Annotated in this window: 11 protein-coding genes; all 11 read right to left on the reverse strand. The window is 39.2% G+C overall.

Annotated features, from left to right (window positions below; all coding sequences use genetic code 11):
* Positions 1 to 45: 45 nt before the first annotated feature.
* Positions 46 to 771: a GntR family transcriptional regulator gene (locus tag BGI23_RS23520; RefSeq protein ID WP_000539272.1), complete on the reverse strand. Its 726-nt coding sequence runs from the start codon at positions 769 to 771 to the stop codon at positions 46 to 48.
* The gene (locus BGI23_RS23525; protein WP_070807050.1) at positions 771 to 1787 is read right to left on the reverse strand and encodes a sugar kinase; all 1017 of its coding nucleotides are present in this window, start codon (positions 1785 to 1787) and stop codon (positions 771 to 773) included. The genes BGI23_RS23520 and BGI23_RS23525 overlap by 1 nt, the downstream gene beginning before the upstream one ends.
* The gene (gene dagF / locus BGI23_RS23530) at positions 1780 to 2535 is read right to left on the reverse strand and encodes a 2-dehydro-3-deoxy-phosphogluconate aldolase (protein ID WP_070807051.1); all 756 of its coding nucleotides are present in this window, start codon (positions 2533 to 2535) and stop codon (positions 1780 to 1782) included. Before dagF ends, BGI23_RS23525 begins: the two co-directional genes overlap by 8 nt.
* A gap of 1 nt (position 2536) precedes the next feature.
* Positions 2537 to 3640: a DgaE family pyridoxal phosphate-dependent ammonia lyase gene (locus BGI23_RS23535; RefSeq protein WP_070807052.1), complete on the reverse strand. Its 1104-nt coding sequence runs from the start codon at positions 3638 to 3640 to the stop codon at positions 2537 to 2539.
* Entirely contained in the window at positions 3618 to 4718 is a 1101-nt protein-coding gene (locus tag BGI23_RS23540) for an amidohydrolase/deacetylase family metallohydrolase (protein ID WP_070807053.1), read from the reverse strand. Before BGI23_RS23540 ends, BGI23_RS23535 begins: the two co-directional genes overlap by 23 nt.
* A gap of 276 nt (positions 4719 to 4994) precedes the next feature.
* Positions 4995 to 5855, reverse strand: coding sequence for a M15 family metallopeptidase (locus tag BGI23_RS23545; protein ID WP_070807054.1), 861 nt, complete (start codon positions 5853 to 5855; stop codon positions 4995 to 4997).
* Between the two features lie 82 nt (positions 5856 to 5937).
* Complete coding sequence (locus BGI23_RS23550; protein ID WP_070807055.1) at positions 5938 to 7044, reverse strand: sensor histidine kinase; 1107 nt, start codon at positions 7042 to 7044, stop codon at positions 5938 to 5940.
* Positions 7037 to 7735 (reverse strand): response regulator transcription factor, encoded by a 699-nt coding sequence (locus tag BGI23_RS23555; RefSeq protein ID WP_070807056.1) that lies wholly within the window; start codon positions 7733 to 7735, stop codon positions 7037 to 7039. The genes BGI23_RS23550 and BGI23_RS23555 overlap by 8 nt, the downstream gene beginning before the upstream one ends.
* 401 nt (positions 7736 to 8136) lie before the next feature.
* Positions 8137 to 9243 carry an o-succinylbenzoate synthase gene (menC, locus tag BGI23_RS23560; RefSeq protein WP_070807057.1) on the reverse strand — a complete coding sequence of 369 codons (1107 nt, stop codon included), beginning with the start codon at positions 9241 to 9243 and terminating at the stop codon, positions 8137 to 8139.
* Complete coding sequence (locus BGI23_RS23565; protein ID WP_070807058.1) at positions 9244 to 10689, reverse strand: o-succinylbenzoate--CoA ligase; 1446 nt, start codon at positions 10687 to 10689, stop codon at positions 9244 to 9246.
* A 323-nt stretch (positions 10690 to 11012) separates the two neighbouring features.
* On the reverse strand, positions 11013 to 11831 hold the full coding sequence (menB, locus tag BGI23_RS23575; protein WP_000963874.1) for a 1,4-dihydroxy-2-naphthoyl-CoA synthase: 819 nt from the start codon (positions 11829 to 11831) through the stop codon (positions 11013 to 11015).
* Positions 11832 to 11881 lie beyond the last annotated feature (50 nt).

Below are 11881 nucleotides of genomic sequence, written 5' to 3' on the forward strand. Positions count from 1 at the left end.
TCATTCCCCTTACTTTATAAAAAAAGAGGGAACATCCCCTCTTTTTTATACGTCATAATTCACTACATAATGCTGCATTTCTGTATTGTAGTAGCCTTCGCTATATTCAATTACTTCGCCAACTTCATCGTAAGAATAGCGCATTCGTTTTAATAACGCTGTGCCCTCTTTTTCACCTAATGCTTCTGCAACGAAACTAGGCGCAAGTCCAACAGCGAATTCATCTCTGAAGTTTTCTAAATGAATGCCTCGGTCTTCAACTAAATCATAAAGCGATTGCAAGTCAAAGTCCGATAAATCTGTACTTGCCATTTTCGCTGAGAAATAGTGCGTATAATGAATGTACGGTGCATCATTTAACGTATATAAACGTTCAATGCGAAAACTCTCCTTACCGAATAATTGAAATGGCACTGTTCCTTCTTCATTCTGAACGATTTCTGCTTTTAGCAATTTCTTCTGTACTTTATATCCTTCTTCCACTAACACTTCAGTAAATTTCTTACCCTTTGACAGTTTTGTCGCAGAAGTGTTACGGATGACTTTCGTTCCTTTACCGCTTTTCTTTTCTAAATACCCTTCTTGAGCGAGTTCTTTAATCGCATTTCGTACTGTAATTTTACTCACTTTGAACTCTTCTTCTAACTGCGGTTCGGAAGGAATATTCGTATGAATCGCATATACACCATGCAATATTCGATCACGAATAATGTTTTTTATTTGTAAATATAATGGTCCTTTTTTCCTCGTTACGTTCACCGTTACACCCACTACCTTTCTACATCACCTACTGATGCCGTCATTGCCCGAAGTATATCCTTCTCTGATGACATTGGCGTATCACCGACGATTGTATGTGCAAGCATTCCAGCTGCTGACGCAAATGAAACAGCTTTCTCTGGTGCAAACTCTTCTATCTCGCCATGAATAATCCCGCTCGTATAAGCATCTCCAGCACCTATTCTATCATATACAGAAAACGTAAGTGTTTTTGCAAAAGTGAACGCACCATCTTTACATATAAATCCACGCAGCGAGTGTGTATTATCGCTATTAATAGAGCGATGTGTACCAGCAATTGTAGTGATATGATATGTTTCAGCTACTTGTGGAATAAGATCAACAAGTTGAGCTTCTCGCTCTGTCTCTTCTGTTTTCATTCCAAGAACGAACATTGCATCTTTTTCATTCATCATTACAATATCAGCTAGCCCTAACATTTCTTCATAATGCGGTTTCGCCTGTTTATATCCGTCTTCTCCCCAAAGTGATGGACGATAATTGCAATCCAAAACGACAGTGCCTCCGTTTTGTTTAACTGCTTTCGCTAAAGATTTCATATGATGGCGCACAGTATCATTCATCGCAAGTGTAATCCCGCAAAAATGAACGATATCAATTTCCTTCGCGATTTCTTCAAATTGATACATTTCTTCACATGCCGTATTAAAGCTACTTTCTAATCGATTCGAATATGTAACGCGGCTTGCACGTGCGCCAAATCCATTTTCTAAAAAGTACATGCCGACATATTTACCGCCTCTTGAAACAAGCGAGGTTTGCACGCCTAATTTTTGAATGTAAGATAATGCAGCATCTCCAACCGAATTTTCCGGTAAAGTTGAAATAAGAAGCCCTTCATGCCCTAGATGAGAAAGTGCTGCTGCCACGTTCACACCTGTACCAGAAAATGAGTAATTTAATGTGTTAGCTTGCGACAACAATTCATATCCTGGTACTTGCAAGCGCATCATTACTTCACCGAACGCTGCAATTTTCTTACGCATATTGATCAACTAACTTCTTCACGACTGCTAATAATTCACGAACATCTTCTGTTTTCGTATTGCCAGTTTCTTTATCAATAATAGAAGAGTACACGTGCGGAATAACTTGCTCTACATTTGCTTCAAGCGCGATACGTAAAATTGTTTCAAAGTTTTCTTTATCAATTCCGCCTGTTGGCTCTAATGCGAATCCTTCTTCCGCACAAGCTTTCGCAACTGCACGATATTCTTCTTCATGAGCTAGCCCTTTCATTGGGAAGTATTTCAATGAATTTCCGCCCATATCACGTACAAGTGCAATCGCTGTTTTAATTGGAACGATTGCTTTTTCTTCTCCAGCTGCACTAATTGGACCAGTAGAAATATTTACGTACCCTACTTTTCCTGTTGGCGATACTAAACTATTAATCCAGCTATTTTTTCCGCCAAGATTTGCACGTGTCGCTCCAACTGAAGGGAACACTTGGTTAATATGGCTACCAGGATAATGTTTCGCAATTTCAGCTACAACTGCTGCTTGGCGATTATCTCCTGCTCCTAGTCCGATCGATACAGCGTCATCAATTTCTTTTCCGTATGCTTTCATCGCTGTAACTGCTTCTTCTACTGTTGGATAATCTTTTGATAACACTCCCACTACTACATAACCTTCTGCTGCTTCAAAAATATCTTTTGCATTTTCGATATTGTTCGCTAATACATTTAATGCTACGCGGCCTTTATAAAAACGTTTTTGAATGTTTGTCATTTTAGTTTCCCCCTACAATTTCTCTCAATTTTTCTTCAATCACATGTATATCATCACCTTGAAGTGGACGTGGATCAATATCAAAGAATCCTTGTCTTACTCCGTAATCACGTGTGTAAATTGCGATTTCCCCTTTGCGTAATGCTGTCACAACGTCTTTTGCCGATTTATTTAATTCATTCTCGTTAATATGAATACGTGCTCTAAAGATTGCTCTTCCCGCTTCATCTTGAACGATCGTTACATTTACACCGTTTAATTCTTTTAGCGGCATAAGTACTTGTAACAACTCTTTTTCTTGCTCACTCTTATCTTCTTTTACTCCGTACTCATCAAGCGCTTGAAGTAAGCCAAATGTTGTTTCTTTCCCAACTTTCATACTTCTTCCGATGCAATGCAATTGCACTTTCAGCCACTCAATATATTTTCGTTTCCCGCCAACAATACCAGAAGTAGGTCCTTCAATTGCTTTTGAACCGCTATAAATGGCAAGGTCTGAATACTTCACATATTTTTGAATATCTTCTTCAGCTGCCGCATCGACGATAAGTGGTACGTTATTTCGCTGCGCAACTTCCCATGCTTCTTCAACAGAAATCATATTTTTTTGCACGGCATGATGTGATTTTACATACAGAATCGCTGCTGTATTTTCACCAATCGCATCTTCAATATGCTCTGCTTTCCCTTCATTTGCGTAGCCAACTTCTACAAGTTTTCCTCCGCCTAAGTAAATCATCGTTTCAACAGGAGCACCATACTGAACGTTATGACCTTTTAACATGATCACTTCATTTTTCGCGATGACCTCTTGATGAAGTCTTTCACTTTTACGGCGATTTCCTTCTGTCACGATACCAGCAATAGAAAGTGCAATTCCGCTCGATGCTGAATTCACAACAACAGCTGCCTCTGAATCTAGAATTCTCGCAATATGGTCTCCCGCTTTATCTACTAAATCAGCAATTTCCACATAATTTTGTCCCCCATGTTTCATCGCATCCATAACTGTATCTGTCGGAGCGGATACACCTAAAATACTCATTCTACCGCTCGCATTTATTACTCTTTTTAATCCGTACTTAGCATTCAATGAATGACCCATTGACTACAACCCCTTTCGTATCAATTCTTCTTTCAGCAATGCGCTGATCCCCTTCTGAATCTATTAACGTAATCTTCTCATCTTTCACCGTAAATAAAGTTAAATTTGCAATATCACCTTCTTGAATACGGCCAAGCTCAGGTTTCTTAAGCCATTCTGCCGCATGTTTCGTCACCGCATCAATCACTTCTTCTAGCGGATAACCTAAGTAAAGGAATTTCGAAAGAACATGAGCCATACTATACACTGGACCGTGCACGCGATTCTTCCGGTAAATATCTGTACTAATTGTATTAAAGGCAATACCGTGACGCTTTGCCGCCTCTGCTACTTTAAAAGAAAAACTAGCATTACCATGCCCAACATCTAAATGAACACCGCGCTTCACTGCATCTAGTAATACAGGTAGCGGTTTGCCTTCTTCATCAAATAAATTATTTTCTTTCCCGTTTAAGTAATGTGTAATCACATCGTCTTTTTCTAAAAGAGGTACAACTTCCTCAATGCGAGGAGGTGCTGAACCGATATGTACCATAATCGGTAATGATGTTTCACGGGATAAAGAGCGCGCTACATGTAGCGGTTCAATTCCACTATCACAAACGACGCTTTTACTCATTCTCGCCTTTAACCCAACGACTACATCTTTATACTTTTCTACTGCTTCTATTACTTTCTCTTTATCTATCCATTCCATGTTGGATAATTCATCAATTCGTTTCAAACCGATGCGAGAAATATTTAAAAAGGCAAATAAATTCGTTTTTGCCTGTTCTCTACTTTTTACTAAATCTGCAATGCGATCAGCACCGCAGCTACCTGCATCAACAATTGTCGTTACCCCTTGCTTAACGCCAATTTCATCCACCTCATCGCCATACGGATCAAACTCTGGAAAAGCATGAACGTGCAAATCAATCCAACCACTCGATACGTAAGTACCTGAGTAATCAAGAACCTTTCCACCCTCGCCAGCACCAGCTTTCGTCACCTGTGCGATTTTATTATTTTCAATTACAATGTCAATCTCTTCCCCGTTCACACGTTTCACATTACGTAGTACGAATCGTTCTGTCATTGTACTTCCACCCTTTTCTATAAGAAGCCATAAGAATACGCTTACATTAAAGTTTCATTTTATATCTCTTTCACACGTTTAGCGTAACACAAAAAAAGGGAGAAGTAAATATAACGTTATAATGTTTAAAATTAAATAAAAAGATGCACCTCAAAAATGCTGATAGTACAAGAAATTATATCAACGATTCGACAAGGAATATTGATTTACCGACAAAAATGTCCATCCCTTTCTTATATACGAAAAGGCTGCTCCAAATCGGAACAACCTCTTTATCTATTCCTGAACCGTCACAATAACCCCATCCATATTATTCCCTGAAATTTCATACTGCTTATTCGCTGGAACATTCACTTTCCTATTCCCGGACACTTTATAATAAGAAACCGTATATTTCTTACCTTCCACATCCGTTGTTATTTCTTTTTTCTCTTTTAAGAAGTCCAAATATTCCTCTAATGTAATTTTCTCCTTTTGCATAATAGCACTATGCGGTAATCCTACATAACGTATATGCCACGGCTCATATTGAATGCCTGTAATATGACTTTTATTCTTCGGATAACGTAATACAAAACCGTGCTTCCATACATTCTCTGCAACCCACTTACCTTCAGGCGCTTTCTCCATTTTCTTTTGCGTTGATCCAACGTCCAGTGATAATCCTAAATTATGTTCACTGTATCCTGCTGGGAGTGCGTAATCAGATCCCATTTCTTTATATAATTTACTTTGCTCTTTAAAATCTCGATACCCACTACTCATTAAAAAATGCTGTACTCCGTCTTTTCCAGCCGCATCGACCACGTTCAAAAACTTTTTTACAACTCCCTTTGATAAGCGAAGGTTTCTATCAAATATGACGTAACCTCTTACTAATTCACTATTGTGATTTACATTTATAATATCAGACCTAATACTATCTTTTTTAACTGGGTAGTCTTTATTAACTAATAATAGATCCCCTTTATAAATTTGTTCTTTTGTAACCTCTACCTTTTTCATATTTTCATTCTTTACTGCACTATTTTCCCCGCCGATTTTCACATCAATTTCTTTTTGAAATAACGGTGATATATAAACGCCTACACAGATTGTGCATGCGATAAAAAAAGAAATAAATACCCACTTTTTCATTTCTAGTTCCTCCTTAACGTAACTTACGTCTAGAATAGAAAAAACTATTAAAATAAAAAGTGGGGTAAAGTTTAAATTTTTATTAAATTGTTACGTTCTCGTCTTTTGGCAATCGCACTTCAAACATTGTTCTAACTACATTACTTTCAGCAGAAATCATACCGTTATGCTGTTCAACAATATTTTTCGCAATAAATAGCCCAAGGCCTGTCCCGCCACGGTTCTCTGACCTCGATTTATCACCTGTATAAAACATATCAAAAAGATACGGTAAGTCTTCTTCTGGAATGCTATCTCCGTAATTCATAACTTGTACGACAACTTCTCCATTATCGATATACCCATTCAGATCAACAAATTGCCCATCATATCCGTAACGAACGGCATTTGTTAACAAGTTTTCAAATACTCTAGCTAACAATTTTCCATCACCGTTAATCGGCAAATGAGGATCAACATTCAATCTAGCTTCTAAATGATGTTTTTCTAATAACGGATACAATTCCTCCTCTAACTGTATAAGTAGCTCACTTATATCAATCGGCTTTTTATCCAGCTTTAACATGCCATAATTCATACGTGTAATTTCAAATAACTCATCAATTAAACTTTCCAGCCTTTGCGATTTCGTATACGCAATTGTGGAGAAATGTTTAATTTGTTCTTTTGTTAAATTCTCATCTTTAAGAATTAAATCTAAATACCCTAACACGGATGTTAATGGCGTTCTTAAATCATGAGCTAAGTTTACAACGAGCTGGTCTTTACTACTTTCAGCAAAGTCTCCTCTTTCCACCGCTTCTTTTAACTTTTCACTCGCAACATTTATTTCACGTGCGATCTCTCCAAACTCATCGTTTGATGAAATGCGCACTTCATTTGAAAAATCTCCGTTCGCCAAATGATGAATCCCGCTTGAAATCTCATCAAAGTATTTTAAGTATGGTTTAGTAAGGAAGAAGAAAAATATAATGGATAGCGGGATGAAAATAATTAAAAAGAAATTAACATCCCCAATTTGTTTTATCATGAAACGCACTTGAGCTAACGGATCCTCATAACGAACGACTAATTTGTAATAAATCCGTAACCCTTGATAAATGATATACGTTACGCCACCAGCAAATATCATACTTAACGCAAATAGCATAACCATCTTCGAGCGAAAGCTTCTCATCTTTTTAGCCATTGAAAGTATAACCTACTCCCCACACTGTTTTGATTAACTTGTTCTTTCTTTTATCTTCCCCAAGTTTTTTCCGTAACGTACGAATATGTACCATAACTGTATTTCCGCCTTCATAATAATCATCTGCCCATACTTGCTGAAAAATATTTTCTACATTGTACACTTTCTTCGGATGGCTCGCTAATAAATATAAAATATCAAACTCTTTCGGTGTTAATTCAACTTGTTCTCCGTACACATTTACCGTTCTTCGCTCAGGATCAATAGTAACTCCGCCTACCTGTAAAGCAGATTTATTCTCTGCTACTTTCGGCTGATTCAATGTAAGAAATCGGCGTAATTGTGCATTTACACGTGCGACTAATTCAATCGGTGTAAAAGGTTTCGTCATATAATCATCTGCACCTAATACAAGACCTGTCACTTTATCAAAATCCGAAGTTTTCGCACTCAAGAAAATAATTGGCATATGATGCTTCGCGCGAATTTGACGCGTCACCTCATACCCATCCATTTTCGGCATCATAATATCTAAAACCACTAAGTCGATTGGTTGCGTTTCAATAATATGAACAGCCTCTTCTCCATCAGCTGCTTTCACGACGTGGTACCCTTCTTTTTCTAAATGTATCTCAATTAAATCAGCAATTTCTTCCTCATCATCCGCTATTAAAATGGAAATGCGCTTCATTTTACTCCCCCTTTTCCCCCGCTATTTGCGGGCAGTAAGACTCCCACCTCAAAATTCGGGTGAATCAAATAAGTTAGGTGGAAGATCAACTGCCCATAAAAGCCCGATTGGTGCGGGCTAATAATCAGTGGGGATGCCCCACTGATTAAAGTTTCACTTTATACGCTCGATTGTAAACTAGTCTATCCAATTTGTACAATACGAAAAGGTTACTCGTGGGAGTAACCTTAGTAAATGAAATTTATATCGGTGATTTTCGAAATATATCGACCACAACCTGAATTATATCAGCGATTATTGAAATATATCGACCGTAACTCGAATTATATCAGCGATTATTGAAATATATCGACTTACCGACAATTAACGACGAAATTCGCCCGCTATTTGAAAGACTCAACCTACCGCTCCAAAACAATTCGCTGCTTCGTAATTTCAGCCAACCTTCCGTGGTCTACTTCATACTCAGTATCAACGCTTTGCGGTACAATCACTTTCCCTCCCTCAAGCGTCACTTCTGGTGAAATAATATCCTTCTCCCAATGTCTACTAGAAGCGGATATATCTCCTGGAATCGTAAAGTTCGGCAATGAGGCAAGCGCAACATTTTGCGCTCGTGAAATTCCCATCTCCACCATACCTCCGCACCAAACGGGTATGTTATGTTCCATACAATAATTATGAATTTGGATGGATTCTGTTAATCCGCCCACTCGTCCCGGCTTAATATTAACGATTTGGCAACTGCCAAGTGTAATCGCAACGCGTGCGTCTTCTACACTATGGATACTTTCGTCTAAACAAATCGGCGTTTCAATCTTCTTCTGCAGCTGTGCATGATCAAGAAAATCGTAATCCGCTAGCGGTTGCTCAATCATCATCAATTGAAATTCATCTAATCGTTTCAATTTCTCCGTATCCGCTAATGTATAGGCTGAATTTGCATCAGCCATTAACGGGATGTGCGGGAACTCTTTACGAATTTCTTTCAATAACTCATAATCATGCTCTGGCTTTATTTTCACTTTAAAACGCTCGTATCCTTCTTCTGCATACTTCTCGATTTGTTTTAACATAACCGGTATTGTATTGATACCAATCACAACACCAACTTCAATTTCATCCCTGGTTCCGCCAAGTAACGTCGCTAACGACTTCTTTTGTCGCTTCGCATATAAATCCCAAACAGCTCCTTCAATTCCGGCCTTTGCCATTCGGTTTCTCTTTATATGCTGGAACAAACCAGGTACTTCATTCGGGTGGGAAATTTCAGCTTTCAATAAATCAGGTAATAAAAAATCCTGAAGTACATGAAGCGCTGTCTTCACTGTTTCTTCCGTATACCACGGTTCAGAGAAGGCAACGACTTCACCAAATCCAATATGTCCATCCGTATCTTCTAATTCAATAACGATGCTCTCACGCTTTTCATAAGTTCCGTAGCTTGCAGCAAACGGGATTACGAGTGGCATTTCTGTTATATGAAGTGCCGCTTTTTTTATTTCCACCTACATCTCCTCCACTAATTGTCTTAACTCTCGTCTTAACAATTTTTTCGAAGCATTTCGTGGTAATTCCTCTAAGAAACATGCTTTTTTCGGCACTTTGTATTTCGCTAATTTCCCCTCGCAAAAATGAAGAATTTCCTCTTCTGTTACTTCTCCATTTTTTACAACAAAAGCAGCCGGTACTTGTCCCCATTTATCGTCAGTCATCCCGACGACACCTGCTTCCGCTACCATCGGATGAGAAAGCAACACTTCTTCAATTTGAGCCGGATATATATTTTCCCCGCCAGAAATAATTAAATCACTGCGGCGATCTAATACGTATAAAAATCCTTCTTCATCTAAATAACCGAGGTCACCAGTATGAAGCCATCCGTTTTGAATAGTTTCGCGCGTCGCATCTTCACGGTTAAAGTAACCGCCTGTTACATTTGGTCCTTTTACTACGATTTCGCCTTCCGCAAATGGCGGTACTACGACGCCATCTTTTTCGATACGAAGTTGGCACTGAAATAGTGGTTTTCCGGCTGAACCTACTTTTGTTAACATGTAATCCGCGGATAACGTACAAATTTGCGAAGACGTTTCTGTCATACCGTACGTTTGATATACAGGAATCCCTTTATCTACACACGTTTCTAATAACGGTTTCGGCGCTGGTCCTCCGCCAAGTAACATACATCGTAAAGAAGATGGATATGTTCCTTCTCCAAGTCTCTCTAATAAATCAGTTAACATTTTAGAAACGACAGAAATAATCGTTACGCCTCTCGTTTGAAGTGCTTTATGAATAAAATCCGCATCATATTTCGGAACGAGTAAAATGCGCATGCCGTACATAATGTTTTTCATTAAAAGAGATAAGCCGCCAACGTGGAACATCGGCATACAAGCTAACCAGCAATCATCATCACGAAGCCCTAAATTAAGCGAAGAGCCAACCGCGCTTGCCCAATGATTGCCGTACGTTAAAATAACGCCTTTCGGTTTGCCTGTCGTCCCAGACGTATAAATAATTGTCATCGCTTCTTTTAAAGAGAATTCTTCTTGTATAGAGGCTTCCTCTTTTGGTCCATTCATCATTTCGGCGAATGAATAGACAGGAATATCTTTAGCGTCAAAATCTTGATCCGTCACTAAACAAATAACTTCAGCATCATCCATTTGCCAAAGTAGCTCTTCTCTTGAAAGACGCGTATTTAAAAGCACAGCTACTGCACCTACGTACGATAGGGCGTGAATAACTGTAATCATCTCCATACCATTTTTCATCAGAACAGCCACCTTTTGCCCACGCTTCACTCCTATATGTGTGAGGTGTTCACAAACAGATACTACTTTTTCATGTAGCTGCATAAAAGTAACTTTCTCTTCCTCTATTTCAATTGCAGTGCGATCTGGTGTTAAAAATGCACGTTGCATTAACCAATTTGGCATCGTCTCCATCACTCATTCTCCTTTCATGAAAGAAAGAGACTTGATATGACATCAAGTCTCTTAGTTGTTTTGTTTCCGGTTTGATCTTATCCAGCTGCGCCTCCTAGCCCCTTCCGTCTAAGAACCTTCCGCACGAGAAAGTAAAAAACACTTTCTGTGCGAAAGAACCTTAGCCAACGGAGCTAAACAGTCGGCTCCGCTTTTAAAACATCCAGCTACAGCAGCTAGAATGTTCGGTGGCTTCACTTCTTCCTACGAGGCAAAAAGCGCCTCTACGTCAGAAGCTCCATCCCCCTCACATTCTGAACGAGCTGCTTCCGCTTTTAGTTTGATCACGGGAAACGAGGGAATTGACCGAAGTCTGGACGGCGTTTTTCTTTGAACGCGTCGCGACCTTCTTTTGCTTCGTCAGTTGTGTAGTACAATAACGTTGCATCTCCAGCTAGTTGTTGAATACCAGCTAGACCGTCTGTGTCTGCGTTGAATGCAGCTTTTAGGAAACGAAGTGCCATTGGGCTGTTTGCTAAGATTTCTTCTGCCCATTGTACTGTTTCTGCTTCAAGTTGTTCTAATGGTACTACTGTATTTACTAAGCCCATATCAAGCGCTTCTTGCGCGTTGTATTGACGGCATAGGTACCAAATTTCGCGAGCTTTCTTGTGGCCTACCATACGAGCTAAGTAACCAGCTCCGTATCCACCGTCAAAGCTTCCTACTTTAGGACCTGTTTGTCCAAATACTGCGTTGTCTGCAGCGATTGTTAAGTCACATACGATATGAAGTACGTGTCCTCCACCGATTGCATAACCTGCTACCATTGCGATAACTGGTTTAGGAATTGCGCGAATTAGACGTTGTAAGTCTAATACGTTTAGACGTGGGATTTGGTCGTCACCTACATATCCACCATGACCGCGAACTTTTTGGTCGCCGCCAGAACAGAATGCACGTCCACCTTCACCTGTTAAAATGATAACGCCAACATTTGCATCATCACGAGCATGTGCAAAAGCGTCGATTAACTCCATTACCGTTTTAGGACGGAATGCGTTATGTACTTCAGGGCGGTTAATCGAAATCTTTGCGATACCATTGTATGTTGAATAAATAATATCTTCGTAATTGCCTTCTTTTACCCATTCAATAGCCATTACAACTACCTCCTTGTATATTTCTGATCTCCTCTATAAGTGTAACTTCA

The sequence above is a fragment of the Bacillus sp. ABP14 genome (assembly GCF_001831375.1).
Classification (GTDB): domain Bacteria; phylum Bacillota; class Bacilli; order Bacillales; family Bacillaceae_G; genus Bacillus_A; species Bacillus_A paranthracis.

What these genes read in the sequence shown, in the direction of transcription:
- dagF (WP_070807051.1), bottom strand. Translation starts at nt 2,535, where the DNA reads ATGACAAACATTCAAAAACGTTTTTATAAAGGCCGCGTAGCATTAAAT.
- BGI23_RS23565 (WP_070807058.1), bottom strand. Translation starts at nt 10,689, where the DNA reads ATGGAGACGATGCCAAATTGGTTAATGCAACGTGCATTTTTAACACCA.
- BGI23_RS23540 (WP_070807053.1), bottom strand. Translation starts at nt 4,718, where the DNA reads ATGACAGAACGATTCGTACTACGTAATGTGAAACGTGTGAACGGGGAA.
- BGI23_RS23535 (WP_070807052.1), bottom strand. Translation starts at nt 3,640, where the DNA reads ATGGGTCATTCATTGAATGCTAAGTACGGATTAAAAAGAGTAATAAAT.
- menB (WP_000963874.1), bottom strand. Translation starts at nt 11,831, where the DNA reads ATGGCTATTGAATGGGTAAAAGAAGGCAATTACGAAGATATTATTTAT.
- BGI23_RS23550 (WP_070807055.1), bottom strand. Translation starts at nt 7,044, where the DNA reads ATGGCTAAAAAGATGAGAAGCTTTCGCTCGAAGATGGTTATGCTATTT.
- BGI23_RS23545 (WP_070807054.1), bottom strand. Translation starts at nt 5,855, where the DNA reads ATGAAAAAGTGGGTATTTATTTCTTTTTTTATCGCATGCACAATCTGT.
- BGI23_RS23555 (WP_070807056.1), bottom strand. Translation starts at nt 7,735, where the DNA reads ATGAAGCGCATTTCCATTTTAATAGCGGATGATGAGGAAGAAATTGCT.
- BGI23_RS23525 (WP_070807050.1), bottom strand. Translation starts at nt 1,787, where the DNA reads ATGCGTAAGAAAATTGCAGCGTTCGGTGAAGTAATGATGCGCTTGCAA.